At 70.8% G+C, this 26,783-nt stretch carries 22 protein-coding genes; 11 read left to right on the top strand and 11 right to left on the bottom strand.

Annotated elements, in window-relative coordinates:
• Positions 1-56: 56 nt before the first annotated feature.
• The 4 genes from ACFSKW_RS07980 to ACFSKW_RS07965 are packed head-to-tail and all read right to left on the bottom strand — an operon-like array spanning position 57 to position 4,830.
• On the bottom strand, positions 57-800 hold the full coding sequence (locus ACFSKW_RS07980; protein ID WP_379570712.1) for an MBL fold metallo-hydrolase: 744 nt from the start codon (positions 798-800) through the stop codon (positions 57-59).
• 15 nt (positions 801-815) lie between these two features.
• On the bottom strand, positions 816-1,670 hold the full coding sequence (locus ACFSKW_RS07975) for a PLP-dependent cysteine synthase family protein (RefSeq protein ID WP_379570711.1): 855 nt from the start codon (positions 1,668-1,670) through the stop codon (positions 816-818).
• Positions 1,667-3,313 (bottom strand): FAD-dependent oxidoreductase, encoded by a 1,647-nt coding sequence (locus ACFSKW_RS07970; RefSeq protein ID WP_379570709.1) that lies wholly within the window; start codon positions 3,311-3,313, stop codon positions 1,667-1,669. Before ACFSKW_RS07970 ends, ACFSKW_RS07975 begins: the two co-directional genes overlap by 4 nt.
• Positions 3,310-4,830 carry a succinic semialdehyde dehydrogenase gene (locus ACFSKW_RS07965; RefSeq protein WP_379570707.1) on the bottom strand — a complete coding sequence of 507 codons (1,521 nt, stop codon included), beginning with the start codon at positions 4,828-4,830 and terminating at the stop codon, positions 3,310-3,312. Before ACFSKW_RS07965 ends, ACFSKW_RS07970 begins: the two co-directional genes overlap by 4 nt.
• 55 nt (positions 4,831-4,885) lie before the next feature.
• On the opposite strand from ACFSKW_RS07965, the gene ACFSKW_RS07960 reads away from it, so the two are divergent.
• From ACFSKW_RS07960 to ACFSKW_RS07950, 3 genes are all read left to right on the top strand, one after another.
• Positions 4,886-6,871: a serine/threonine protein kinase gene (locus tag ACFSKW_RS07960; RefSeq protein WP_379570705.1), complete on the top strand. Its 1,986-nt coding sequence runs from the start codon at positions 4,886-4,888 to the stop codon at positions 6,869-6,871.
• A 182-nt stretch (positions 6,872-7,053) separates the two neighbouring features.
• On the top strand, positions 7,054-9,162 hold the full coding sequence (locus ACFSKW_RS07955; protein ID WP_379570703.1) for a serine/threonine protein kinase: 2,109 nt from the start codon (positions 7,054-7,056) through the stop codon (positions 9,160-9,162).
• Positions 9,163-9,194: 32 nt separating this feature from the next.
• Positions 9,195-11,282, top strand: coding sequence for a beta-propeller domain-containing protein (locus ACFSKW_RS07950; protein WP_379570701.1), 2,088 nt, complete (start codon positions 9,195-9,197; stop codon positions 11,280-11,282).
• A 60-nt stretch (positions 11,283-11,342) separates the two neighbouring features.
• Here the strand turns inward: ACFSKW_RS07950 and ACFSKW_RS07945 are convergent, their stop codons facing one another.
• On the bottom strand, positions 11,343-13,079 hold the full coding sequence (locus tag ACFSKW_RS07945) for a glycerol-3-phosphate dehydrogenase/oxidase (RefSeq protein WP_379570699.1): 1,737 nt from the start codon (positions 13,077-13,079) through the stop codon (positions 11,343-11,345).
• 77 nt (positions 13,080-13,156) lie between these two features.
• Positions 13,157-13,927, bottom strand: a complete 771-nt coding sequence (locus ACFSKW_RS07940) for a DeoR/GlpR family DNA-binding transcription regulator (protein ID WP_379570697.1) — start codon at positions 13,925-13,927, stop codon at positions 13,157-13,159.
• A 103-nt stretch (positions 13,928-14,030) separates the two neighbouring features.
• On the opposite strand from ACFSKW_RS07940, the gene ACFSKW_RS07935 reads away from it, so the two are divergent.
• The 5 genes from ACFSKW_RS07935 to ACFSKW_RS07915 are packed head-to-tail and all read left to right on the top strand — an operon-like array spanning position 14,031 to position 18,481.
• Positions 14,031-14,903 (top strand): SIS domain-containing protein, encoded by an 873-nt coding sequence (locus ACFSKW_RS07935; RefSeq protein ID WP_379570695.1) that lies wholly within the window; start codon positions 14,031-14,033, stop codon positions 14,901-14,903.
• Positions 14,900-16,033 (top strand): N-acetylglucosamine-6-phosphate deacetylase, encoded by a 1,134-nt coding sequence (gene nagA / locus ACFSKW_RS07930; protein WP_379570693.1) that lies wholly within the window; start codon positions 14,900-14,902, stop codon positions 16,031-16,033. Before ACFSKW_RS07935 ends, nagA begins: the two co-directional genes overlap by 4 nt.
• Entirely contained in the window at positions 16,033-16,911 is an 879-nt protein-coding gene (locus tag ACFSKW_RS07925; RefSeq protein ID WP_379570691.1) for a 1-phosphofructokinase family hexose kinase, read from the top strand. Before nagA ends, ACFSKW_RS07925 begins: the two co-directional genes overlap by 1 nt.
• 29 nt (positions 16,912-16,940) lie before the next feature.
• Positions 16,941-17,762, top strand: a complete 822-nt coding sequence (locus ACFSKW_RS07920) for a class II fructose-bisphosphate aldolase (RefSeq protein WP_379570689.1) — start codon at positions 16,941-16,943, stop codon at positions 17,760-17,762.
• A 32-nt stretch (positions 17,763-17,794) separates the two neighbouring features.
• Positions 17,795-18,481: a hypothetical protein gene (locus tag ACFSKW_RS07915; RefSeq protein ID WP_379570687.1), complete on the top strand. Its 687-nt coding sequence runs from the start codon at positions 17,795-17,797 to the stop codon at positions 18,479-18,481.
• 6 nt (positions 18,482-18,487) lie between these two features.
• Here the strand turns inward: ACFSKW_RS07915 and ACFSKW_RS07910 are convergent, their stop codons facing one another.
• Positions 18,488-19,264, bottom strand: coding sequence for a phosphotransferase (locus ACFSKW_RS07910; protein WP_379571509.1), 777 nt, complete (start codon positions 19,262-19,264; stop codon positions 18,488-18,490).
• A 30-nt stretch (positions 19,265-19,294) separates the two neighbouring features.
• Complete coding sequence (locus ACFSKW_RS07905; protein WP_379570685.1) at positions 19,295-19,867, bottom strand: TetR/AcrR family transcriptional regulator; 573 nt, start codon at positions 19,865-19,867, stop codon at positions 19,295-19,297.
• Between the two features lie 72 nt (positions 19,868-19,939).
• On the opposite strand from ACFSKW_RS07905, the gene ACFSKW_RS07900 reads away from it, so the two are divergent.
• Positions 19,940-20,509 carry a dihydrofolate reductase family protein gene (locus ACFSKW_RS07900; protein ID WP_379570683.1) on the top strand — a complete coding sequence of 190 codons (570 nt, stop codon included), beginning with the start codon at positions 19,940-19,942 and terminating at the stop codon, positions 20,507-20,509.
• Positions 20,510-20,703: 194 nt separating this feature from the next.
• Here the strand turns inward: ACFSKW_RS07900 and ACFSKW_RS07895 are convergent, their stop codons facing one another.
• Together ACFSKW_RS07895 and guaB are read right to left on the bottom strand one after the other, a co-directional pair.
• Positions 20,704-21,822 carry a GuaB3 family IMP dehydrogenase-related protein gene (locus ACFSKW_RS07895; RefSeq protein ID WP_379570681.1) on the bottom strand — a complete coding sequence of 373 codons (1,119 nt, stop codon included), beginning with the start codon at positions 21,820-21,822 and terminating at the stop codon, positions 20,704-20,706.
• Positions 21,823-21,830: 8 nt separating this feature from the next.
• Entirely contained in the window at positions 21,831-23,315 is a 1,485-nt protein-coding gene (gene guaB / locus ACFSKW_RS07890; RefSeq protein ID WP_379570679.1) for an IMP dehydrogenase, read from the bottom strand.
• A 418-nt stretch (positions 23,316-23,733) separates the two neighbouring features.
• Between guaB and ACFSKW_RS07885 the strand changes: the two genes are divergently transcribed.
• Together ACFSKW_RS07885 and ACFSKW_RS07880 are read left to right on the top strand one after the other, a co-directional pair.
• Entirely contained in the window at positions 23,734-24,744 is a 1,011-nt protein-coding gene (locus ACFSKW_RS07885) for a helix-turn-helix transcriptional regulator (protein ID WP_379570677.1), read from the top strand.
• A 28-nt stretch (positions 24,745-24,772) separates the two neighbouring features.
• Entirely contained in the window at positions 24,773-25,150 is a 378-nt protein-coding gene (locus ACFSKW_RS07880; protein WP_379570675.1) for a DUF5319 domain-containing protein, read from the top strand.
• 106 nt (positions 25,151-25,256) lie between these two features.
• Here the strand turns inward: ACFSKW_RS07880 and ACFSKW_RS07875 are convergent, their stop codons facing one another.
• Positions 25,257-25,895, bottom strand: a complete 639-nt coding sequence (locus ACFSKW_RS07875; protein WP_379571507.1) for a sigma-70 family RNA polymerase sigma factor — start codon at positions 25,893-25,895, stop codon at positions 25,257-25,259.
• Between the last annotated feature and the right edge of the window lie 888 nt (positions 25,896-26,783).

Raw genomic sequence — 26,783 nt, 5'->3', positions numbered from 1 at the left:
GCCGCTCTCCGCGCTCGGCCAGGACCACGCCGTCTACGTCGCGCCGAACGTCTGGGTCAGCCACCCACTGTGATCTGCTCGCCCGGCTTCAGCAGGCGCAGCCGGTCGGACAGGCCGGCCCGTTCGAAGGCCTGCACGAGCGTGTCGGGCCCCTGAGTGAAGTGCTGCCAGTGCTCGAAGTGCAGCGGCACCACGTCACGGGCACCGAGGATGCGCGCGGCCTCGGCGGCGTCGGCGCTCGAAAGGGTCAGGTTGGCCTCGCCGAGGAGCGGCGTCCGCGCCCCTCCCGCGAACAGCACGGCCACGTCGATCGCGCCCATGCGGGCGCTGATGGCCCTGACCACGTCGAGTGAGGCGTTGTCGCCGCTGACGTACACGGTCGGAAGGCCGTCGCCCGACAGCACGAAACCGGTGACCTCGCCCACCAGGTGCTCGCTGCCGTCGGGTCCGTGCTGGGCAGGGACGCCGGTGACGCGCAGCGCGCCGACCGTGACGCTCTCCCAGTTCGGCAGGGCCCTGACGGCGCCGCCGAGCCGTCCGGCCGCCTGTCCCGTCGACAGCACCAGCGGGACGGTCTCCAGGTAGGCCCTGCCTGCCGTGTCGAGATTGTCCGGATGCTGGTCGTGCGAGAGCAGCACCAGATCGGCCGGTTCGGGCCCGAAGGCCGGCCCCGCCGTCTTCGTGAGCTTCCGCTCGCCGATCGGGTATTCACCTGGCGGGTCGAACGTCGGATCCACGACCAGCCGGACGCCGCCCAGCTCGATCACGGCGGTCGGGCCGCCCGCGTAACGCATCTCCATGGCGTACTACGACATTCACCGGCCGGCGGCTATTCCCCCGATCACGGTCACGATCAGGCCGCCGTCCATGCGTTCGGCGAGCATGAGCCCGGCGGCCAGCGCGGCGCCCGCCGCGTCACCCGCCGCGATCCCCGTCACCTCGCGGATGCGCCGCGCCATCGCCCTGCTCTCCTCGTCGGGCACCGGGATCACCCTGTCGACGAGATCGCCCTTGAAGCCCGGCTCCATCCTCGGCCTGCCGATGCCCTCGATCCGCGACGGCATGCCCGTCGCGTAGTCGGCCGCGTCGAGCGTCCAGCCGGGGAAGTAGGCGGAGTTCTCCGGGTCGGCCACCGCGACGCGCGTCCGCCTGCCGAGCGTCGCCGACGTCACCCCGGTGCTCGCGCCGACCACCACCCAGTCCGGCTTCACCTGCGCGAGCAGCTCGTCCGCGAGATCGTGCTCGGTCGCGCGACCGAACTGGTCGAGGAAGTGCCCCTCGATCCTACGCGCCGCGTCGTAGATCGCCGGCGGTGGAGTGACGAACCTGCACTCCCCGCCGAGCTCCTCGACGCGCCTCGCCCGCTGCTCCGTGCGCTGCCCCGGCATCACCACGATGTACGGCAGGCCGAGCCGCCTGGCGAACCACGCCTGGGCGACGGCCGCGTTGCCTCCCGTCGCCTCGACCACGGTCGTGCCCTCGGTGACCAGCCCCTCGACGATCGCCCTGCGGAACAGCGCCCTGGCGTGCCGGTGGCGCATGGTCCCCGTCGGGTGCGCGGTCTCGTCCTTCAACAGCACCCTGACGGGCCCGCCGTCCGGGAACTCGACGAGCGGAGTGGGCTCGCGGGGCTCGTCCAGCAGGCTCAGCGCCCACTCCTGCCAGCTCATGAGACGATCTTCAGTCGCAGCGCTCCGGGAGCCGCCTCGGGTACGGCCGGCCGCGCCGGCGCGATCGGAGTGATCTTCATGTAAGGGGACCCTACCGCCGGGCGCGGATCGGCGTCCCCCGCGTTCGGCCAGAACGCCATGGCGCGCTCGGCCTGCGCGGTGATGGTGAGCGACGGGTTGACGCCGAGGTTGGCCGAGATCGCCGAGCCGTCCACGACGTGGAGCCCTTCGTAGCCGTAGATCCGGTGGTAGGGGTCGATGACCCCGCTCTCCCTGGAGTCGCCGATGGCGCAGCCGCCGAGGAAGTGCGCGGTCGCCGGGGTGTCGAACAGGTCGAGCCACGACCCGCCTGGCACGCCGCCGATCTCCTTGGCCGCGTGCCGTACCGCCTCGTGACCGGCGGGGATCCACGTCGGGTTCCTGCCGCCCTCGCTGCGCAGGCCGAACAGTGACCTGCGGGTGGTGATGGCGTTGTGGTTGGCCTGCATGACCAGCGCGATGATCGTGCGTTCCGACCAGCGGCGCAGGTTGAGCAGGCGCAGCGCGGTCAGCGGATCCCCTGCGATCTGACGCAGGAACCCGCGCCACCTGGACCGGTCGCCGTCGACGAGCAGGGTGCGCAGCAGGCCCATGGCGTTGGAGCCGTCGCCGTAGCGGACCGGCTCGATGTGGGTCTCCGCGTCGGGATGGATCGAGGAGGTGATCGCCACACCGCGGTTGAGCCTGTCGCCGCCGGTCGAAAGCCGCTCGAAGCCGAGCAGCGCCTCGGAGTTCGTGCGGGTCAGCGCGCCGAGCCTGGGCGAGATCCCCGGCAGCGTGCTGTCCCTGAGCCGGTGCAGGAGCCGCTGGGTGCCGTAGGTGCCGGCCGCGAACACCACCTGCCTCGCCCTGAACGTACGGCGCTGCCACGGCGCGCCCGTCCGGCGCGCGGTGACGACGTAGCCGTCGCCGTCCGGCCTGACCGAGACGGCCGTGCACTCCGGGTAGACCTTCGCGCCGGCCCGCTCGGCCAGGTAGAGGTAGTTCTTGGTCAGCATGTTCTTGGCGCCGTGGCGGCAGCCCGTCATGCACTCGCCGCACTCGACGCATCCTTGGCGGACGGGTCCCGCGCCGCCGAAGTACGGGTCCCGGCCCGAGGGCCCGAAGTACACGCCGACGGGGGCCAGGCGGAACGTCTCCTCGACGCCCATCCTGGCCGCGACCTTCCTCATGACCTCGTCGGCGCGGGTGAGCGTCGGGTTGACGACCACGCCGAGCATGCGTTTGGCCTGGTCGTAGTAGGGGGCCAGCTCCGCCTTCCAGTCGGTGATCGCCGCCCACTGCGGGTCGGCGAAGAACGGGTCGAGCGGCTCGTAGAGGGTGTTGGCGTAGACGAGCGAGCCGCCGCCGACCCCCGCGCCCGCCAGCACCATGACGCGGGTGCCCTTCGCGCCGCCGAGGACGTGGATGCGCTGGATGCCCTTCAACCCGAGCCATGGCGCCCAGAGGAAGTCACGCGCCCGCCACGAGGTCTTCGGCAGCGTCGACTCGTCGAACCTGCGGCCCGCCTCCAGGACCCCGACCTTGTACCCCTTCTCGGTCAGCCGTAGCGCGGACACGCTGCCGCCGAAGCCCGATCCGATGACCAGGACGTCGAAGCTCACTTCAGCCGCAGTTTCTTCATCGTCTTGAGCAGGCCCGCCAGCAGGTCGGCGTACTTGTCGTACGGCATGCCCATCGGGGGGTCGAAGCCCAGCCACGACGCCTGGCCGGCGACGGTCTGCACCTCGGTGAACTTCAGCAGCCCTTCGACGCCGTGCCTGCGGCCGAGGCCCGAGGCCTTCATGCCGCCCATCGGCGCGTCGTAGGAGGCGTAGGCCGAGCCGTAGCCCTCGTTGATGTTGACGGTGCCCGCCTTCACCCGCGCGGCCAGCGCCCGCCCGCGCGCCGGGTCGCCCGTCCAGATGGAGGCGTTGAGCCCGTAGATGGTGTCGTTGGCCAGCGCCAGCACCTCCTCCTCCGAGGAGTAGGGGTACAGGCTGACGACGGGGCCGAACGTCTCGTCGCGGCAGAGCGCCATGTCCTCGGTGACGCCGGTCAGCACGGTCGGCTCGTAGAACAGCGGTCCGAGGTCGGGGCGGGCCCTGCCGCCGGTCAGCACCTTGGCGCCCTTGTCGACCGCGTCCGTGACGTGCGCGACCACGCCGTCGAGTTGACGCTGCGAGGTCAGCGAGCCCATCTGGATCGACCAGTCGCGGCCCGCGCCGAGCTTCATGCCCTCGACCTGGCGCACCAGGCGGTCGGCGAACGCGTCGAAGATCGACTCGTGCACGTAGAGACGCTCGATGGAGATGCACAGCTGGCCCGCGTTGGTGAAGCAGGCGCGGATCGCGCCCTGGGCGGCGACGTCGAGGTCGGCGTCGTCCAGCACGATCATCGGGTTCTTGCCGCCGAGTTCGAGCGAGCAGCCGATGAGCCGCTTGGCCGATTCCTCGGCGATCTTGCGGCCGCCGCGCGTCGAGCCGGTGAAGGCGACGTAGTCGGCGCCGTCCATGAGCGCGTCGCCGATGTCGGCCGGATCGCCCAGCACCACCTGCCAGATCTCGCGCGGCATGCCCAGCTCGGCCAGCAGGTCGATCGTCCACAGCGTCGACTGCGAGGTCTGCGTGTCGGGCTTGTGCACCACCGCGTTCCCCGCCAACAGCGCGGGGACCACGTCGCCCACGCCGAGCGAGAGCGGGTAGTTCCAGGGCGAGATCAGCGCGACCACGCCCTTGGGGTGGCGCAGCTCGACCACGCGCGTGGCCACGGGGAAGATCCCCTTGCGCGCCTTCGGCGCGAGCAGTCCCGCGGCACGGCGGGCGTAGTAGAGCGCGCAGCCCGCGACGTCGAGCACCTCCTCGAAGGCGTGCCTGCGGGCCTTGCCCGTCTCCTGCTGGACGACGTCGAGAATCTCGGCGCGCCGGTCGAGGATCGCGTCGTGCAGCCGCAGGAACGGCCTGGCGCGCTCGGCCGCGGGCAGGGCCGCCCACGCCTCCTGCGCTGCGCGGGCCCTTTCGTGGGCGGCGCGGACGTCGTCGGGTGTGGAGATCGGCATTTGTGCCAGTGGTTCGCCGGTGAACGGGGCGTTGATCTCCTGCGTCCTTCCGCTGGAGACCACGTGGCTGAGGCTTTGCGGCATACCTGGAAGAATATTCGGTAGCTCCACCGTTGGGAGGCGCGAGAGAATTTCACGTATGCGGTCCTACGATCCGCCCAGGTCAGGAGACCCGTCACACCTCGGTGACTACACGATCGTCGGCAGGCTCGGCGATGGCGGCCAGGGCGTCGTCTACCTCGCGGACGACCCCTGGGGCGCGCGCGTCGCGATCAAATGGCTGCGTTTCGGCGACGCGGTCAGCGCCGAGAGGTTCCTGCGCGAGGTCCAGGTCGCCCAGCAGGTCGCCCCCTTCTGCACCGCCCAGGTGCTGGACACGGGCGTCGAGCAGGACAGGCCCTACATCGTCAGCGAGTACATCGAGGGGCCCACCCTGCAGCACGTCGTCCAGGAGGATGGCCCGCGCGCGGGTACCGCCCTGTACCGCCTGGCGATCGGCACCGCCACCGCGCTCGCCGCGATCCACGAGGCGGGCATCGTGCACCGCGACTTCAAACCGGGCAACGTCATCATCGCCGCCGACGGCCCCCGCGTGATCGACTTCGGCATCGCCAGAGCGCTGAACGCCACCTCCACGATCAGTTCCTCCCCCGTCGGGACACCGTCGTACATGGCGCCCGAGCAGTTCCTCGGGCACCAGGTCGGCGCCGCCGCCGATCTGTTCGCCTGGGCCAGCACGATCGCCTACGCCGCCTCGGGCCGCGCGCCGTTCGGCAGCGACACCATGCCCGCGGTCATCCACAGGATCCTCAACGAGCGCCCCGACGTGTCAGATCTCGACGAGCCGCTGGCCGGGGTGGTGCACGCCTGCCTGTCCAAGGATCCCTCCCAGCGGCCCACCGCCGAGCAGGTCATCAAGCGGCTGATCAAGCACCCGGTGGCCCCTGGCTGCATGTCGCCGGAGGCCGCCGCCTCCGTCGCGCCCACCGTTGTTCTCCCTGGCCGCGACCCCCCACGTCTTCAGAGTCCAGAGGCGGTCGTCCCTCCGCCTCGAGGTCCCGCCGAGTCACCACTGGGAACCGGTCAGGGCTCGGCGTCGACCGCCGCCCGACCCGGGACGAGTCGTCCGAGGCGGCTGAGGAAACACAGGAAAAGGCTGGTCGCGGGGTTCGCGGCGGCCCTCGCCGCGCTGCTCCTCGCGGTGGTGGCCGTCGTCGTGTCCCGCTCGGACGGGCCCACACAGGGAGTGGCCGAGCAGCAAATACCGGGCACGCGGTCCACCCTCTTCGAGCGCCCTGACGATCCGATCAGGCTCACGTCCTACGACTTCAAGAGCAAGGGCACCAATGCGTGGGAGAACTACGCCAGGGACACGCTGACGGGCCCGTTCCGCCACTATGACGGTGCCACGGAGACCCAGCTCTCCCCCGACGGCAGCCTTCTCGCCCGGCTCAGCAGGAACGACACAGCCGGCCGCTACGACTCCATCGAGATCACCGATACGAGAACCGGCCGGCAGAAGGCCGCCGTGACAACCGTCAAGGACCCGCTGGCGAGCAGCATCATCTCCTGGTCGAAGGACAGCTCGAAGATCCTGCTCGACGTCGAACAGACGAAGGGCGAGAACGTGCTCCACACGGGCTTCGTCATCGTCGACGTGGCGGCGCGGAAGGCGAGCGTGGTCACGGTCGCGGGCGAGAACGACCGTCCTTTCCGATGGGACGGCCGGAACGACGGCGTGGTCAACCTCTACGGCTCCGATCTGTACTTCCTCGACGCCGCGGGCAACAAGGTGCGCGCCGCCGTCAACATCGGTGACGTTCCCGACAGCATGCTGGACCTCTTCTCCCCCTCGGGCAGGTCGTTCGCCACGGAATGCCCCCGCGGCGCCGCGGGCGAGCTGTGCCTCTGGGACAGCGCCTCAGGTGACCGGCTGCGCAAGGTGTCCTCCTCCTGCGACAGGCTCCTCGGCTGGTACGACGAGACCCACCTCTACTGCTGGGTGTTCGACGACGCCTCCGTGGACCGCGTCGAGGTCGTCGACCTCGCCGGCGATGAGGTTCGCACGCTGCTCGAGAGCCCGGACGACGAGGACTACGGTCCCACCTTCATCAGAGTCACATGAACACGCCTGGGCAGCTCACCAGACCTGCCCGTCTCCCGCTGAACGACGCCGTCGACCAGGCCTTCGAGGGTCGCAGCGTGCAGCGGCGGGAACGGCTCGCCGGGTTCGGCTGAGGCCTCGCGGCAAACCTGGAAGAATGTTCGGTGGCTCAACCGTTATGGCGACACGCGAGAATTCCGTACATGTCGCCCTACGACCAGCTCAGATCTGGAGACCCGGCCAGGCTCGGTGACTACACGCTTCTCGGCAGGCTCGGCGAGGGCGGCCAGGGCGTCGTCTACCTCGCCGCCGACCGCACGGGCGCACGCGTCGCGATCAAGTGGCTGCGTCCGGGCGACACGGTCAGCGCCGAGAGGTTCCTGCGCGAGGTCCGGGTCGCCCAGCAGGTCGCCCCGTTCTGCACCGCCCAGGTCCTGGCCACGGGCGCCGAGCACGACAGGCCCTACATCGTCAGCGAGTACATCGAGGGACCCTCCCTGCAGCGGGTGGTCCAGGAGCAGGGCCCGCGCACCGGGCCGGCCCTCCACCGCCTGGCGATCGGCACCGCCACCGCGCTCGCCGCGATCCACCAGGCGGGCATCGTGCACCGCGACTTCAAGCCCGCCAATGTCATCATCGCCCCCGACGGCCCCCGCGTGATCGACTTCGGCATCGCCAGAGCGCTGAACGCCACCTCCACGATCAGTTCCTCCCCGGTCGGGACACCGTCGTTCATGGCGCCCGAGCAGTTACTCGGTCACCAGGTGGGGCCCGCCGCCGACCTGTTCACCTGGGCCAGCACGATCGCCTACGCCGCCTCGGGCCGCGCGCCGTTCGGCAGTGACACCATGCCCGCGGTCATCAACAGGGTGCTCAACGCGGCACCCGACGTGTCCGGCCTCGACGAGCCGCTGCGCGGGGTGGTGCACGCCTGCCTGTCCAAGGACCCGGCCCAGCGGCCCACGGCCGAGCAGGTCATCATGCGGCTGCTGCAGCACCCGGTGACGCCCGGCGGCATGCTGCAGGAGGCCGCGGCCGCCGCCTCCGTCGCGGGCGCCCCGCACACCTATCCGTCCCCAGGCTCGCCGCAACCCCAGCCGCACCCACAGGTGTCCAACCCCGGCTTCCCTCCGCTCGGTCCCACGGGGCCACCGCCCCCTCAGGGCCAGTGGGCGCCGCAGGGACCTCCACAGGGCCCCCAGCGGGGGTGGCAACCCGCGACCTATCCGGTGGGCGCCTACCCTCCGCCGAAGAAGAGCAGGACCGGCCTGGTCGTCGGCCTCGCGGCAGGCGTCGTCGCGCTGCTCGTCATCGTGGCGGTCATCGCGGTGCCGTGGGAGAGACTGGCCGGGCGCCCCACGCCTTCGCCGTCGTCGGCCGCGCAGGAGAGCACGCCCAAGCCCTCGGCCACGCCGTCCCGCACGGCCGTGCCGACGCAGGCGCTGACCAAGCAGCGGCTGCTCGGCACGCAGGCCACCGCCTACGAGCACTCCGGCGACCCGATCAAGCTCACCTCCTACGAGGTCTACAACAAGAACTCCAAGGAGTGGGTCAACTACGCCAGAGGGGCGCTCACGGGCCCGTTCAGCCGTTACGGCGGCAACTGGGAGACCCTGCTGTCCCCTGACGGCCGTTACCTCGCGGGACGCAGCAAGAACTACACCTCCGACCGCTACGACTCCGTCGAGATCACCGACCAGCGGACCGACAGGAAGACGTCGATCAAGACCGTCAAGGAGCCGCTGATCAGCAGCATCCGCGCCTGGTCGGGCGACGGCTCGAAGATCCTGCTCAATGTCGAGCAGTCCAAGGGCGACGACTGGCTCTACCTGGGCTTCGCCATCGTCGACGTGGCCACGAAGAAGGCCGAGGTGGTCAAGGTGACGGGCAAGAGCTCCTTCGGCTGGGACGGCAGGAGCGAGGGCGTGGTCAACCTGTTCGGCTCCGACCTGCGCTTCTTCGACGCCTCGGGCAACAAGGTGCGCGACGCCGTCAACGTCGGCGAGTTGCCCGCGGGCACGCAGGACATCTTCTCCCCCTCGGGCAGGACGTTCGCCACCCGCTGCCCCGACGGCGCCGCGGGCGAGCTGTGCCTCTGGGACAGCGCCTCGGGCGACCGGCTGCGCAAGGTGTCCTCCTCCTGCGACAAGCTCCTCGGCTGGTACGACGAGACCCACCTCTACTGCTGGGAGCTCGACAACGCCACCAGGGACCGCGTGGAGGTCGTCGACCTCGCGGGCAAGGAGGTCCGCACGCTGCTCGACATCCCGAACGGCGTCGGCTTCAGCCCGACATTTACCAGAACCTCATGAACCGTTCCGCGCGCCCGCCCGTGTAGGTGGTCATGAAGACGCTGATCCGGACGGCACTCACCGCCGCCGCCCTCGCCACGGCGGCCGCCGCCTGCTCCTCTTCCGTCGCCCCGCGCACCGCGGCGCCACTCGACCTGAGCGACGTGAAGCTGGTCTCCTACAGCAGCTGCGACGACATGCTGTCCGGGCTGCGCGAGAACACCGCCAAGAACGTCTCGTCATGGGGCCTCGGCGGGCCGCCCATCATGTACATGGAGCGCTCGGACGTCGCAGGCAAGGCCGTCCCCCAGTCGACGGCCGAGGGCAAGGCAGCCGACCACTCCACCACGAACGTGCACGAGCAGGGCGTCGACGAGCCCGACCTGGTCAAGACGGACGGCAAGCGGGTCATCACCGTCAGCCACGGCAAGCTCCGCGTCATCGACGCCGCGACCAGAAAGGTCACGGGCACGCTCGAGCTGGCCAAGGAGAACTGGGTCGCGGGCGACCTGCTCGTGTCGGGCGACAGGGCCCTGGTGCTGTTCAACGGCGGCGGCATCCCGTTCGGCGCCGTGGCCAAGCGCGCCTTCGCGCCCACCGGCGGCCCGCAGTACGCGCTCGTCGACCTGTCCGGCGAGCCCAGGCTGCTGGGCACGATCGAGCCGCGCGGCATGCACGTGGACGCCAGGCTCGTGGGCTCCACCGTCCGGCTGGTCGTGCGCAGCCAGCCCGACATCACCTTCCCGCAGCCGCGCGAGGACGTGCCCGAGGCCGAGCGCATCAAGGTCAACCAGGCCGTCGTACGGCAGGCGCCGATCTCGGCGTGGCTGCCGAAGTTCACGATCACCGACGCCTCGGGCAGGTCGCGCGAGGAGTCCGTGAAGTGCGAGCAGGTCAGCCACCCCGACGAGTACACCGGGACGTCGCTGCTGACGGTGCACTCCATCGACCTGACGCGGGATCTGGGGGCCTCGGCGGCCGACCCGATCGCGGTGGCGGCCGACGGCGACACCGTGTACGGGACCGGGACCAGCCTGTACGTGACCAGCAACCCGCGCTGGTGGTTCCCCGTCCCGATGGAGCCGGTGCCGGTGGCGGACACGCCGCAGCCGCCGGCCACCGTGTCAGGCACGACCACGCCCGTGCCCCCGGCTTCGCCGTCGGACGCGCCGTCCGCCACGGCCTCCGCCCCCGCGGCCTCCGCCGACTCCTCCACCGGGTCGTCGGGTTCGGCGCTGGCCCCCATCGACGAGCCCACGCCCACGGGATCAGGCGCGCCGGCCACCGGCCCCGCCGTCCCGCCTGAGGAGACCGAGGTCCACCGCTTCGACATCAGCCAGGCGGGCGCCCCCAAGTACGTCGCGTCCGGCAAGGTCCCCGGGAGGCTGCTGAACCAGTACGCCATGTCGGAGTACGAGGGCAACCTGCGCGTGGCCACCACCACGGCCGACCAGAAGACCAGTTCCAGCAGCGTCTACGTGCTGCGCGCCGACACGCTGGCCAAGGTCGGCGAGGTCGGCGGGCTGGGCAGGAACGAGCGCATCTACTCGGTCCGCTTCATCGGCCCCGTGGGATACGTGGTGACCTTCCGCCAGGTCGACCCGCTCTACACGCTTGACCTGCGCGACCCCGCCGCGCCGAAGGTGACGGGCGAACTCAAGATCACCGGCTACTCGGCGTACCTGCACCCGGCGGGCGAGGGCAGGCTGATCGGTCTCGGCCAGGAGGCCAGCGAGAAGGGCAGGACGCTCGGCACCCAGGTCTCGCTGTTCGACGTCAGCGACCCGGCCAACCCGCGGCGGCTGTCGCAGCTGTTCCAGAAGGACTCGGGCTCCGAGGCCGAGTGGGACCCGCACGCGTTCCTGTACTGGCCCAAGACCGGGACCGCCGTCATCCCCGTGTCGAGCTACAGGAACGGCGAGTCGGAGTCCGGGGCGATGGTGCTGAAGATCACCGACAGCGGGGTGAGCGAGGCGGGCACGATCAAGCACCCCCGGGTGAAGGAGGAGAACTACACCTACGAGCCGAACATCCAGCGGTCGCTGGTGATCGGTGACTCGCTGTGGACGGTGTCGCCTTCGGGGATCAAGGTCAACGACCTGAACACGCTGGACGAGCAGGCCTGGATCCCGCTCGCCTGACCGCTGCCGTTCCTCGGTCCCCGGCTCCTCGAAGGGCCGGGGACCGCCTTGCGGGGCGGGTCAGGGATGGGTGGGGAGGGCGACGGGAACGATCTCCGGGGCGCCCAGGCGGATCGCGTCGGCCTCCTGGTCGGTGTCCTGCTCCTGGGAGAGCCGCTCGGCCTCCACCCGCTTGCAGAAGTACTCGACCTCCCTCTTCACGTGGTCGTCGTCCCACTCCAGCGGCTCCGCCAGCAGTTCGGCCGCCTCCTGTGCCACGGCGAGCCCGCGGTGGAAGGTCTCGATGGAGATGTGCGTGCGCCGGGTCAGCACGTCGTTGAGGTGCCTGGCCCCCTCGTGGGTGGCCGCGTAGACGATCTCGGCGCGCAGGTAGTCGTCGGCGCCGTTCAGCGGCCTGGCCAGCGACCGGTCCTTCTCGATGAGCTCCAGCACCTCGTCGATGAGCGAGCCGTACCGCTGCAGCAGGTGTTCGATGCGCGCCACGTGCAGGCCCGAGCTGTGCGCGAGCCGGTGGCGGGAGTTCCACAGTGCCTGGTAGCCCTCGGCGCCCACCAGCGGGATGCGGTCGGTGCAGGAGACGGGCACGCGCTGGTCGAGGCCGTGCGCGACCGCGTCGACCGCGTCCTTGGCCATCACCCTGTAGGTGGTGTACTTGCCGCCCGCGATCATCACCAGGCCGGGCACCGGGTGGGCGACCACGTGCTCCCTGGACAGCTTGGAGGTCTCCTCCGACTCACCCGACAGCAGCGGGCGCAGCCCGGCGTAGACGCCTTCGACGTCGTCCCTGGTCAGCGGCACCGAGAGCACGGCGTTGACGTGGTCGAGCAGGTAGTCGATGTCGACCCGCGAGGCGGCGGGGTGGGCCCTGTCGAGGGTCCACTCGGTGTCGGTGGTGCCGATGATCCAGTGCCGGCCCCACGGGATCACGAAGAGCACGGACTTCTCGGTGCGCAGGATGATCCCGGTCAGGGAGTGGATGCGGTCGCGCGGGACCACCAGGTGGATGCCCTTCGAGGCCCGCACGTGGATCTGGCCCCTGCCGCCGACCAGTTCCTGGATGTCGTCCGTCCAGACCCCTGTGGCGTTGACGACCTGCCGCGCCCTGATCTCGACCTCGGTGGAGCTCTCCAGGTCGCGCACCCTCACTCCGGTGACGCGCTCCCCCTCGCGCAGGAAGCCGACCACCTGGGCCCGCTGCGCCACGTGCGCGCCGTAGGCGGCCGCGGTGCGGAGCATGGTCATCACGTAGCGGGCGTCGTCGACCTGGGCGTCCCAGTACTGCACGGCGCCGGTGAAGGCCGTTCGCTTGAGCGCGGGGGCCAGCCGCAGCGCCCTGCTCCTGGACAGGTGCCGATGCCCTGGTACGCCACGGGTGAGTCCCGACGCGAAGCCGAGCGTGTCGTAGAGCGCCACGCCCGCCCCCACGTAGGGGCGCTCCCATCCGTAGTGGGTCATCGGGAAGAGGAAGGGCACCGGCCGTACCAGGTGGGGGGCGATGCGCTGGAGCAGCAGCGCCCGCTCCTGCAGCGCCTCCCTGACCAGGTCGAAGTTGAGTTGCTCGAGGTAGCGCAGGCCGCCGTGGATCAGTTTGGAGGATCGGGAGGAGGTGCCTGAGGCGAAGTCCCGCGCCTCGACGAGCCCGACGGCCAGGCCGCGGGTGGCCGCGTCGAGCGCCACGCCCGCGCCCACGACGCCGCCGCCCACGACGACCACGTCAAGCTCTCGTTCCGCTAGCGCGGCCAGCGCGGCCGATCTCTCGGCGGGGCCGAGCCTGGAGGCTCCGATGTTCGCCGTCATGACACGAAACGTACCCGCTTTCGTCGGGGTCGAGCGTTAACGGACTTTGAGCTGCGCCACAACATTGGCGTTCCCGCTCACGCCCTGATGACCTTCACCCCGGCGTCGGCGAAGCCGCGCGCCATGTCGTCGGACAGCCGCTCGTCGGTCACCAGCGTGTCGATCTGGTTGACGGGGCAGATCCTGGCGAAGGCCCGCTTGCCCAGCTTGGAGGAGTCGGCCACGACCACGACCTGGGCGGCCCTGCCGATGAGCAGGCTGTTGACCGCGGCCTCCCCCTCGTGGTGGGCGGAGGCGCCCAGCTCGACGTCGAGCGCGTCGACACCGAGGAACGCCACGTCCAGCGTCACCTGCTCGAGCACGCCGCTCGCCAGAGGTCCGATGAGCTCGTACGACTGCTGCCTGGCCACCCCTCCCGTCACCACGATCTTCACGTGCTGGCGGACGGTGAGCTCGGAGGCGATGTTGAGCGCGTTGGTGACGATCGTGAACCCGGCCTCGAGCGTCGAGCGGGTGGCCAGCGTGCGGGCCAGCTCCGAGGTGGTGGTGCCGCCGTTCATCCCGACCACGGCGCCCGGGGAGACCAGCTCGGCCGCGGCCGCGGCGATGCGGTGTTTCTCGTCGGCGTGCCGCGCGGTCTTGTACCGCAGGGGGAGGTCGTAGCTGACGCTCTGCGCGACGGCACCGCCGCGGGTGCGCATGAGCATCTGCTGCTGAGCGAGTTGGTCGAAGTCTCGGCGGATGGTCGCGGTGGAGACGTCGAGCGCCTGGGCCGCCTCCTCGACCGAGAGCCGCCCCTCCTCTGCGAGCAGCTCGAGGATCGCGTTCCAACGGTCATAACGGCTCATGGAGGCAAGGGTGGCACATCCGATGACGCGCCCACTACCACTGCCCAGTTGTGCTCCTTTCTGATATAAAAAGAGCAGAAACAAACACAATCGGGAGGAAGCCGTGACCACCCACACCGAGGCCGAGATCGCGTCTCAGCCCGACTGCTGGCGCAGAGCCGTCGAGAGCATCCCGGCCGACGCCCTGCCCAAGCCGGGCGAGCGGGTCGCCGTCGTCGGCTGCGGCACCTCCTGGTTCATCGCGATGGCCTACGCCACGCTCCGCGAGCAGGCGGGCCTCGGTGAGACCGACGCCTTCGCCGCGTCGGAGGCGCCGCTCGGCCGCGGCTACGACAGAGTGCTCGCGCTGACGCGCTCGGGCACCACCACCGAGGTCCTCGACCTGCTCGGCAAAGCCGGGACCAGGACCACGGCCATCACCGCCGACCCCAACACCCCGGTCATGACGCTGGCCGACCAGGTCATCGTCCTCGACTACGCCGACGAGCGGTCGGTCGTGCAGACCCGCTTCGCCACCACCCAGCTCGCGCTGCTGCGCGCCAGCCTCGGCGAGGACCTCACCAAGGCCATCGCCGACGCGAGCGAGGCCGTCTCCGCCCCGCTGGAGGCCGAGCTGGTCGAGGCCGAGCAGTTCAGCTTCCTCGGCACCGGCTGGTCGGTCGGCCTGGCGCAGGAGGCGGCGCTGAAGATGCGCGAGGCCTCCAGGTCGTGGACCGAGGCGTACCCGGCGATGGAGTACCGCCACGGCCCGATCAGCATCGCCGGCCCCGGCCGCGTCACCTGGATGCTCGGCACGGCGCCCGAAGGGCTGCGCGAGCAGGTCGAAGCCACCGGCGGCACGTTCTTCGAGACCTCGCTCGACCCGATGGCCGAGCTGATCCGCGCCCAGCGGGTCGCGGTCGCGCGCGCCTTCGCCCGCGGACTCGACCCCGACGAGCCGATGCACCTCACGCGATCTGTGATTCTTTCTTCATGAGCCTTACTCTCGCCGACGCCCGTATCGCGACTCCCGAGGGAGTTCACGACGGGTGGCTGACCATCGAAGACGGCCGCATCACGCATGTCGGTCACGGACCCGCCCCCCGAGCGGGCCACAGCCTGGCCGGGCGGCTGGTCGTGCCCGGCTTCGTCGACATCCACAACCATGGCGGCGCGGGCGGGTCCTTCCCCGCTGGTCAGCAGGACAAGGCGCGCGACGCCGTCGCGCTCCACGAGAGTCATGGCACCACCACGATGGTCGCGAGCCTGGTGACGGGGACGATCGAGGACATCGCCGCCGCCACCGCCTCCCTGGCCGACCTGTGCGAGGAGGGGATCCTCGCCGGCATCCACTTCGAGGGGCCCTACATCTCCAAGGCCCGCTGCGGCGCGCACAACCCCAAGCTGCTGCGCGAGCCGGACCCGAAGGAGTTCGGCGAGCTGGTCAAGGCGGGACGCGGCCACGTGCGCATGCTGACCATCGCCGCCGAGCTGCCCGGGGCGCTCGACACCATCCGGGCGGCGAGCGCCGAAGGCGTCATCGCCGCCCTCGGCCACAGCGACGCCACCTACGAGCAGACGATCGCGGGCATCGACGCGGGCGCGAGCGTCGCCACCCACCTCTACAACGCGCTGCCCCCGCTCGGCCACCGCGCGCCCGGCCCCATCGCGGCGCTCCTGGAGGACGAACGCGTCACCGTCGAGCTGATCAACGACGGCGTCCACGTCCACCCCGCCATGCTCCGCCTCGCCTACGCCGTCGCGGGGCCAGGGCGCACGGCGCTGATCACCGACGCGATGGCCGCCACCGGCATGGGCGACGGCACCTACGTGCTCGGATCCATGCAGGTCGACGTCAGCAACGGCGTGGCGCGCCTGGCCGAGGGCGGTTCCATCGCGGGCAGCACCCTCACCATGGACGTCGCCTTCCGCCGCGCCGTCCAGCAGGTCGGGCTCTCCATCGCCGAGGCCGTCGAGATCTCCTCACTGACCCCCGCCCGCGTGCTCGGCGTCGCCGACCAGGTGGGGTCGATCGCGGTGGGCAAGGTGGCCGACCTGGTCGTCCTCAACGATTCCCTCGAGGTCGCCGGCGTCATGAAGCGCGGCGACTGGATCACGGAGCCCTGATGATCCTCACCGTCACGCTCAACGCCGCCCTCGACGTCACCTACCAGGTGCCCGACGCCGACTGGGACGGGGTGAACCGGGTCTCCTCGGTGCACAGGCGTGCCGGTGGCAAGGGCGTCAACGTCGCGCGGGTGCTCGCCGCGCTCGGCCGCGAGGTCGTGGTGGCGGGCCTCGCGGGCGGGCCGACGGGGGAGGCCATCCGCGCCGACCTGGACGCCGCGGGCCTGCCCTCCGCGCTCACCCCGATCTCCGGCGACTCCCGCACCACGCTGGCGATCCACTCGGGCACCACGGCGCTGTTCAACGAGCCTGGCCCGCTCGTGACCGGCGACGAGCTCGACCGTTTCCTCGCCGGGTTCGAACGCCTGGCCAAGGACGCCGAGGCCGTCGTGATCTCCGGCAGCCTTCCCCGGGGCGTCCCCTCCGATCTCTACGCCACGCTCGCCGCCACGACCGGCGTGCCGACGATCGTCGACGCCGACGGCGAGCCGCTGCGCCACGCGCCCAGAGGGCGGCCCTCGATCGTCAAGCCCAACAAGGACGAGCTGGCCCGCGCCTTCCCCGACGGCGGCGCCGAGGCCGTCCTGGCCGAGGGAGCGGGGGCGGTCGTCGTGTCGATGGGCGAGGAAGGGCTGCACGCCATCACGCCGGAGGGAACCTTCCGCGCGCGCATGCCGTACCGGGTGGAGGGCAACCCCACGGGCGCGGGCGACGCGCTGGTGGCCGGGCTCGCCCTGGGCCTGGTGGAGGACCTGCCGTGGCCCGACCTGCTGCGCAGGGCGGCCGCGCTGGGAGCCGCCGCCGTCGCCGCGCCGGTGGCGGGCGACTTCGACCGTGGCGTGTTCGACGCCGTCCTCCCCGACATCGTCATCGCCTAGCAACCTGCCAGGAACCAAGAAGGAGCACCATGCCTCTCGTCGGCATCGCAGAGATCGTCAGCAGCGCGAAGGCGGGCGTCGGCGCGTTCAACGTGATCCAGCTGGAGCACGCGACCGCGATCGTCGCGGGCGCGGAGGCCGCGGGCGCGCCCGTGGTGCTGCAGATCAGCGAGAACGCCGTCCGCTACCACGGCGCCCTCGAACCCGTCGCCCTCGCCACGCTCGCCGTCGCCAGGCGCGCTGCCGTGCCCGTGGCCGTGCACCTGGACCACGCCACCGACAGGGCCCTGGTCGAGGAGGCCGTCGCGCTGGGCCTCGGATCGGTCATGTTCGACGCCTCCGCGCTGCCCGACGCGGAGAACGTCGCCGCTACCGCGCAGGTCGTCGCCCACTGCCACGCGCACGGCGTCTGGGTGGAGGCCGAGCTCGGCGAGGTCGGCGGCAAGGACGGCGTGCACGCCCCCGGCGCCCGCACCAAGCCGCACGAGGCCGTCGACTACGTCGCCCGCACCGGCGTCGACGCCCTGGCCGTCGCGGTCGGCACCTCCCACGCGATGACGACCAAGGACGCGGTTCTCGACCTGGCGCTCATCGCCGACCTGCACGCCGCGGTGCCGGTGCCGCTGGTCCTGCACGGCTCGTCGGGGGTGTCCGACGACAACCTGCGCGATGCCGTACGGCACGGCATGAAGAAGATCAACATCGCCACGCACCTCAACAAGGCCTTCACCGGAGCCGTGCGCGAGTACCTGGCGAACGACCCCAAGGTCGTCGACTCCCGCAAGTACCTCAAGGCGGGCCGCGAGGCCGTGGCGCGCGAGGTCACCCACCTGCTCGGCGTCTTGTCCTGAACCGGGGGCGCCGCGCGTACGTGTGAGTGGGCATGCGCCTACTCGCCGCCCTCGCCCTGATCGCCGCCGTCGTCCTCGCCCCTGCCGGTACGGCATGCGCCTGCAGCTGCGCGGCCTTCGTCCCCAAGGAGGCGATGACCCGCTCGGCCGCGGTGTTCACCGGAACGGTGAAGGCCGTCCGGCGGCTGCCGGGATCGCCTCTCGGCCCCACCCCGCCCTATGTGGTCACGTTCGCGGTCGACCAGGTCTACAAGGGGGGACGCGCGGCGACGGCCGAGATCGCGACCAACGCCGACTCGGCCTCCTGCGGGTACGCGTTCAGGGCGGGGACACGTTACCTGGTGTTCGCGTCGTCGGGCGCGGCGGCGAGCGGGCTGTTCGCGACGGATCCCGGCACGTCGCTGTACTCGTCGCTGTGCGAGGGGAACCTGGAGCTCAGGCCGGGCACCGGGCCGCTGCGGCGGGGCGACGAGGCCGGCTCGCCCGGAGCCCTCGGTCAGTCCGTCTCCAAGGACCTGCTCGCCGCCCTCGGCACCCCGGCCGCCCCGGTGCCCGTTTCGCCGGAGGCCTCCCAGGAGACTGGGGGAGTCTCGCCTGTGGCGGCGGGCTCCTCTCCCAGCGGCCCCTCCTGGGGGCCGATCGCGGGCGGCGCCGTCGCGGCCGCGGTACTGCTGGCCGGGCTGGCGGCCGGGCCGGCACGCCGGGCCAGGCGGCGCTGAGGCAAGTCAGCCGTCCAGCGCCCGCAGCACCCTCTCGGCCTGCCTCCCGAACGTCCCCGGCGGGTTGCGCGGCCCCTCTCCCGACAGCAGGAACAGCCACGTCAGCGCCTGCAGCCTGCGGCACTCCCGCACCCTGACCGCCTCCGCGTGGTCGAGCTCGACACCGGCCAGGACGTCCACCTCGCCGTCGACCCAGGCCGACACGTGCTCGGCCAGCTCGGCCAGCTCGAAGGCCCGGTCCGAGCGCCCCGAGTCCTCGAAGTCCACAACCCGCACCCGCTCGCCGTCCCAGAGGAAGTTGGCGAGGTTGCCGTCGCCCGCGCCGAACGCGGGCCGCGCCCCGGCTGTGCCCGGCCGCCAGCCGTCCAACCACCTGGCGCCCTCCTTCACCGCCCGATCGGCCTGGCCACCCCTGGACCGCCACCCTGCGCACCAGGCGCGCACCTGCGCGGTGAGCTGTCCCGCCTGCCACGGCCGCTCGGGCAGGTCCCGCAGGACCGGCGCCGGCACCGCCAAGTGGAGCGCCTCCAGCGCCTCGCTCAGTCCCGCCAGTGGCGCGGGCCCCGTCGTCATGCCGCGCAGCGGCGCCCCCGGAACCCTGGACATGACCACCACACCGGGCTGGAAGTCGAGCGGCACGGGTGCGAGCCCCGGCGCGTGATCTGCCAGGAGGGTGAGCGCCCGCCACTCGCGCTCGGCGGCGCCGGGCTTCCCGTCGATGAACCGCTTGGTGACCACGTCGCCCTCGAACGAGACCGCGTGCGTGTGCTGAAGATCGGCCATCACGGCAGGGCAGTCTAGGCGATCAGGTCGTCAGCCGGGGATCAAACGCTCGGCCGCCCGCACGACCAGTTCCTCCGCCTCCTCCTCCGAGAACACCTCCGGCAGCGTCAGCCGCTCCACGATCAGCCAGTTCAGCGCCAGGTAGAGCAGCTTCACCGCGGTCGCGTCGCCGGGCAGCCCCGATTCCAGGTGGTATGTCACGTTCATGTCCACGTCGGCGCGGATCCGCTCGGTCAGCACAGTCCGCAGCTCCGGCCTGCGCGTCGCCTCAAGCCGGAGTTCCAGCAGCGCCAGGTACCCGGTGGAGTAGGCGGTGATCCGCCTCACCATCTCCTTGAGCAACTGGATGGTCCTGTCCCGGTCGCGCGGGCCCTCCATGCTCAGCGCCATGGTGGCCTCATCGGGTCGGAGTCGCTCGTAGATACGTCCTCCCGCCTGGGTGAGCAGGTCGTCACGGCTGGAGAAGTAGTTGGACGCCGTCCCCGTCGGCACCGCCGCCTGCGCGTCGACGGCCCTGAACGTGAGCCCTCGCGCGCCTTCACGCGCCAGCACCTCGATGGCCGCATCGACGAGCGCCGCCCGCCGTTCGGGATTCTTCCTCACTTGACACCACTCCACATGTAGTACTACGGTCAAACCACTTCAAGCAGAGTACTACATGTGAGGTTGCTCCTTATGCGAAAGCTCGTGTACTACGTAGGCGTCTCGATCGACGGCTACATCGCCGGGCCCGGCGGGGAATGGGACTTCTACCCGCTGGCCGACGACATGGTGGCCTGGATGAACACCGCGCAGCCCGAGACGGTGCCCGCGCACATCCGCGCGATGGTCGGCCTCGACGCGCCCGCGCGCCGCTTCGACACGGTGGTGATGGGCCGCGGCACCTACATCCCCGGCCTCGACGCCGGCGTGACCAGCCCTTACAGCCCGCTGCGGCAGTACGTCGTGTCCACCACGCTGCCCGACAGCACCGACCCCGAGGTCGAGATCGTGCGAGGGGAGCCGCTCGAACTGGTGCGCAGGCTGAAGAAGGAGGAGGGCATGGACATCTACCTGTGCGGCGGCGGCAGGCTGGCCGCCACCGTCCTGCCCGAGATCGACGAGCTGATCATCAAGCACTACCCGGTGGTCGCGGGGACCGGCATCCCCGCCTTCTCCGGCGACTTCAGGCCCACCCGGTTCTCCCCCACGCAGACCGAGACCTTCAGCAACGGGGCCAGGGTGACCTGGTACAGCCGGGCCTGAGCCCCGCCCCCGGCCCGCACCGTGAACCCCCTCCCCGCCGGCCGCGCTCGCACCCAGGGAGAGATCATGACGGAACCCTGCCTCGCGGCGGACGCCCCCGTGGCGGGCGGCGGACCCCGTCCGACCCGGCACCCCGCAAACGACAAGGACCCGCACCCCCGTACGGCGGTGCGGGTCCTCCCGTCTGTCGGACGTCAGCGCTGGACCGGCGCGACGACCACCTCGACGCGCTGGAACTCCTTAATGTCGGAGTAGCCCGTCGACGCCATCGTCCGCTTCAGCGCCCCCATCAGGTTCATCGACCCGTCGGCCACGCTGGAGGGCCCGTGCAGGATCTGCTCCAGCGTGCCCACCGTCCCGAACTGCACCCTGCGCCCGCGCGGCAGGTCCGGGTGGTGCGCCTCGGAACCCCAGTGGAACCCGTGCCCCGGAGCCTCCGTCGCCCGTGCCAGCGGCGAGCCGACCATGACAGCGTCCGCACCGCAGGCGATCGCCTTGGCGATGTCACCCGAGGTGCCCATGCCGCCGTCGGCGATCACGTGGACGTAGCGGCCGCCCGACTCGTCGAGGTAGTCGCGCCGCGCCGCCGCGACGTCGGAGATCGCCGTGGCCATCGGCACGGCCACGCCGAGCACGTTGCGGGTGGTGTGGGAGGCGCCGCCGCCGAAGCCCACCAGCACACCCGCCGCGCCCGTGCGCATCAGGTGCAGGGCCGCGGTGTAGGTGGCGCACCCGCCGACGATCACCGGCACGTCGAGCTCGTAGATGAACTGCTTGAGGTTCAGCGGCTCGGCCTTGCTCGACACGTGCTCGGCCGAGACCGTCGTGCCGCGGATGACGAAGATGTCGACGCCCGCGTCGATGACCGTCTTGTGGAACTGCACCGTGCGCTGCGGCGACAACCGGACCGCGGTGGTCACGCCCGCGTCGCGGATCTCCTGGATCCTCCGCCCGATCAGCTCCTCCTTGATCGGAGCCGCGTAGATCTCCTGCAGCCTGCGCGTAGCCGCCTCGGTGTCGAGCGCGGCGCACTCCTCCAGCAGCGGCCGCGGGTCCTCGTAGCGCGTCCACAGCCCTTCGAGGTCGAGCGGCGCCAGGCCGCCGAGCTTGCCTATCGCGATCGCCGTGTCGGGAGACACGACGCTGTCCATCGGGGCGACCACGACGGGCAGCTCGAACCGGTAGGCGTCGATCTGCCAGGCGATCGAGACCTCCTCCGGGTCACGCGTGCGCCGCGAGGGCACCAGCCCGATCTCGTCGAGCGCGTAGGCACGGCGGCCGGTCTTGCCGCGGCCGATCTCCACCTGAGTCATCAAAACGGTTACCTTCTGTGATAGTTGGGAGCTTCGACCGTCATCTGGATGTCGTGCGGGTGGCTCTCCTTGAGCCCCGCGGACGTGATCGGCATGAGCTGGCTGCGCTCGTGCATCTCCTCGATCGTGCGGCACCCGGCGTACCACATGCCCTGGTGGAGACCGCCGACGAGCTGGTAGGTGACCGCCGAGACCGGGCCGCGGTAGGGCACCTGACCCTCGATGCCCTCGGGGATGTACTTGTCCTCGGAGCTGACCTCGCCCTGGCCGTACCGGTCCTTGCTGAAGGAGGTGCCGCCGCGCTCGCGGTTGCGGACCGCGCCGAGCGAGCCCATGCCCCGGTAGGACTTGAACTGCTTGCCGTTGATGAAGATCAGGTCGCCGGGCGACTCCTCGCAGCCTGCGAGCAGGGAGCCGAGCATCACGGTGTTGGCGCCGGCCGCGATGGCCTTGACGATGTCTCCCGAGTACTGCAGGCCGCCGTCGCCGATCAGCGGGACGCCCGCAGGACCGCAGGCCAGCGAGGCCTGGTGGATGGCGGTGATCTGCGGCGCGCCCACGCCCGCGACCACCCGGGTGGTGCAGATGGAGCCGGGGCCGACGCCGACCTTGACCGCGTCGGCGCCCGCGTCGATGAGCAGCTGCGCGCCCGCGCGGGTGGCGACGTTGCCGCCGATGACGTCGATGCCGTGGCTGTTGGCCTTGACCTTGGCGATCATGTCGCCGACGCCCTTGGAGTCGCCGTGCGCGGTGTCGACGATGATGACGTCGATGCCCGCCTCGATGAGGGCCTGCGCGCGCTGCTCGGCGTCGCCCGCGACGCCGATGGCCGCGCCGACCACCAGGCGTCCGTCGGCGTCCTTGGTGGAGAGCGGGTACTGCTCGCTCTTGGTGAAGTCCTTGATGGTGATGAGGCCGCGCAGCCTGCCCTGGGCGTCGACCAGCGGCAACTTCTCGATCTTGTTGGCCTTGAGCAGCGCGAACGCCTCGTCGCGCGACACCCCGACCGGCGCGGTGACCAGCGGCATCGAGGTCATGACCTCGCGCACGGTCCTGCGCTGGTCGCTCTCGTAGCGCATGTCGCGGTTGGTGACGATGCCGACGAGCACGCCGTCGGCGTCGGTCACGGGGGCGCCGGAGATGCGGTAGTTGGCGCAGAGCCGCTCGACGTCGGCGAGGGTGTCCTCAGGCGAGCACGTCACCGGGTTGGTGACCATGCCGGCCTCGGAGCGCTTGACCAGGTCGGCCTGCTGCGCCTGCTCCTCGATGGACAGGTTGCGGTGCAGGATGCCGATGCCGCCCTGGCGGGCCATCGCCACGGCCATGCGCGCCTCCGTCACGGTGTCCATCGCCGCCGAGACCAGCGGGATCGACAGCGTGATGCCGCGCGAGAGCCGGGTGCCCGTATTGGCATCACCCGGCTGCATGTCCGAATAAGCGGGTACGAGCAACACGTCGTCGAACGTGAGCCCCGTCTCAGTGAACTTGGACATGCCGTGACCCCTCCAGCCGCCATACATGCTTGTGGCAGCAAGTTTAGAGGGTCCGCCCAAAAGGATCATGGCCGGGATGGAGGACGATGACCCCCACGGTCCGTCGTCCTCCACGCATCGAGAAGTGCCGGAGAACCGGGGCGGTCGGTGATCCGCCCCGGTTCTCCGGCCACCGGCAGCCTCAGATGAGGCGCGAATGCCACCGAACCCCCCTCCGCGTCCAAGTGGCGGCGTTGCTCATCTTCCGGGTGCCGACGCTGGGTTAATGCTGCGTTACGCGATGGCACATCGCAATGTGAAAACGTGCAATTGCACGAAGTTGCACCCCGGGCCGAGGAGTCGGCGCAAGGGCGGGACAGGGCGAGGCGACCGGGTTATCCTCGCGGCACGCCCGTGTCCCCTCTACGGAGCACCGCACATGCGCAACTTCTCCAGCACCATGTCAGACCCGCTCGAGACCCTGGGCCTCGATCCGGCACAGACCGCGCTGTACACGGCGGTGCTGAGGCTGCACAGGGCCACACTGGCCGAGCTGGCCGCGGCCATGGACGGCCCCGCCGACACCGTCGGCAGGCAGCTCGACGACCTCGTACGGCTCGGCGTGGTCGACGAGCAGTCAGGCCACTACCTCGCCCGCCATCCCGCCGCCGCCCTCGGCAGGCTCATCGCCCAGCGCCTCGACCTGCTGGCGGAGGAGAGCCGTCGCATCGACACGGCGCTCAGCTCGATCCGCCACCTGATCCGCGACTACGACGCCGGCCGCGACTACCAGAGCGGCCCCTTCCCCGTCGAACTGGTCAGCGGCGCCGACATCCTGTACGAGAGCGTGGTCGGCATCGCCGTGCAGTCGCCGCCGATGGAGCTGCTCACCGCCATCCCCGACGAGCGGACCATGCTCGACTTCGCGAGGAAGTTCGCCGATCCGTGGGTGGACGCCCAGCAGCGGAAGCTGCTGTCCCTGCGCGCGATCATCCCGGTCTCGACGCTCCCGCTGCCGGGTGTGCGCGACCAGCTGACCCGGTTACTGGCCAGCGGAGGGCAGGTGCGCACGCTCGACAAGGTGCCGAGCTGGTTCATGACCGCGGGGCCCGGCGTGGCGGGACTGCCCGCCGCCTGGGGCGGCAACCTGCCCGACCACGCCTACAACTTCTACGTCGTCCGCGCGCCGATCGTGGTGGGGGTGTTGCGCTCGCTGTTCGAGGAGCTGTGGGCGCGTGCCGTACCCCTGCCGTGGGGACGCAAGAGCGACGGCATGGTGCAGGTGCTGCGCCTGGCCGCGCAGGGCATGTGCGACGACTCCATCGCGCGCCACCTCGGCGTGTCGGTCCGCACGGTCCGTGCCAGGTTCGCCGGCGCCATCGCCGAACTGGGCGCCCAGTCGCGCTTCCACGCGGGCGTCGAGGCCGCGCGGAGGGGATGGCTCACCTGAAGCACCCCATCGGTCTTATGGTGGGAAGGTGCTGGAAGATGTGCCACAGGACCCGTTCGCGGACGACCCGAACGACCCGAGCTCAGCGCTGGGTGATCTCGACGACGCCGAGCCGCTGACGGCTGCCGAACGCGACGAGGCCATCACCGACCTCGCCGACGTCGAGGTCTTCCGCTCGCTGCTGGAGCCGCAGGGCGTGCTCGGCCTGGTCCTCGACTGCCCCGAATGTTCGGAACAGCATTTCTTCGACTGGGAGCTGCTGCGCGGCAACCTCCGCCAGATGATCGAGAACGGCCAGCCGCAGGTGCACGAGCCGGCCTTCCACCCCGACCCGTCCAACTACGTGAGCTGGGAGTACGCCAGGGGCTACGTCGACGGCGTCATCGACACCGAAGAGCGGCACTGACCGACGTCTTCGACCAGCGCCGCGAGCAGTCTGGCTGCCGGATCCCACACGGGCGGCGGCTCACCCCGTGACAACGCGTCGAGGAGCGCGTCGCTTTCGTCTTCGGTCAAGCGATCGACTCCAGCTCGGCCATCTGCCGTAGCCTGGCCAGCGCCCGATGCTGGGCGACCCTCACGGCACCTGGTGTCATGCCGAGTACATTACCCGTCTCCTCAGCCGACAGCCCCGACACCACCCGCAACAGCAGCAGCTCGCGCTGGTTGTCCGGCAGCCGCGACAGCAGCCTGCGGGCCTGCTCAACCTCGATGTAGCGGACGACGGTCTCCTCCGGCCCCGGCCCCTCGTCGGGCCCGTCGGGCAGATCCTGTGTCGGTACGGCCGAGCGCACCGAACTGCGCAGCGCGTCGGCCACCTTGTGCGAGGCGATCCCGAACACGAACGAGGCGAACGGCCGCCCCATGTCCCGATAACGGGGCAGCGCGGACAGGACGGCGATGCACACTTCCTGGGCTACGTCATCGGCAATGTGATATTGCCCTGAAACCCTTCCAAGGCGCGCACGGCAATAGCGCACCACCATCGGGCGGAGCTCCCCGAGCAGAGATTCGATCGCGCTGCGATCCCCCTGGACGGCGAGGCTCGTCAGTTCCCGAAGGTCGGACTCATCCGATCTTGCCGGAAGTCTCGACGCAAGCCTTACCCCAATTTTGGCGTCGGCGACGCTTCCCTCGCTCACGTTAGGCATGATGCCCGCACTGGTACTGCCTGTCGTCATAGCGAACGGCTACGGATTGGTCACATTGAAGCGACGATAACGGGGGGTAATCGGACGGACACACTAAGGATTTCAAGTCGCCATGATATTTCAAGCCATTTGCGGAAATGCACGAAACGCGTCAGACGCGTAGACGCTTTACGAACGGGTTCGGTTTACCGGGAAATAACCCCCTTTCCGGACACCTTCGCCCTCGCGACTCCACCGCCATTCCACGAACTCTCCGTGACCACCCCGCCCCGCCCATCGACGAGCATCGTCGCCGCCCGACCGCCCCCGCGCCCTCCCTACCTCAAGCACCCCGCCCTCCGGCGATCGACCATCAGGACGATCCTCACGCCAGGCCGAGCCTCCGTCGGGGGGATACGTCCGGCGTCGGCGGCCCCCGCGACAGGGTGTCTCGTCTCGGCGGGTCATCGCCTGGCCGAGGGCCCGGCGCACTCACCCGCCTTCAGCGACTCACCCCTTCGTGACGCCATCCGTCCCTACACGCCGCGACCTGTGTCGACCCCGGCGATCCCAGGCATCCCGTGACGCGGAGCCCGTCCTCCCGGACACCCACCCACGCGACCTCCCCGACCCCGGCGCGCCCGCCCTCGAGGTCGGCCCATCAGTGTTCACTCGCCCATTCCCGCCCCACCCACCGCCGGCAGACTCCCCCTCCGCACCACCTCCCCCAGACCTTCGCGGCCTCTCTGGTCCACGAGATGGCGGGGCACGGCGCCACAGGCCCACACCTCCCAGCCCCACAGCATCCCGGGGTCCACGACGTCACAGGCCCACACCTCCCAAGCCCGCAGCACCGCGGGGTCACGACGTCACAGGCCCACACCTCCCAGCCCCACAGCACCGCGGGGT

The sequence above is a fragment of the Nonomuraea mangrovi genome (genome assembly GCF_042681425.1).
In the GTDB taxonomy this organism is placed as follows: domain Bacteria; phylum Actinomycetota; class Actinomycetes; order Streptosporangiales; family Streptosporangiaceae; genus Nonomuraea; species Nonomuraea mangrovi.
This window is presented reverse-complemented; position numbering and strand designations above follow the sequence as displayed.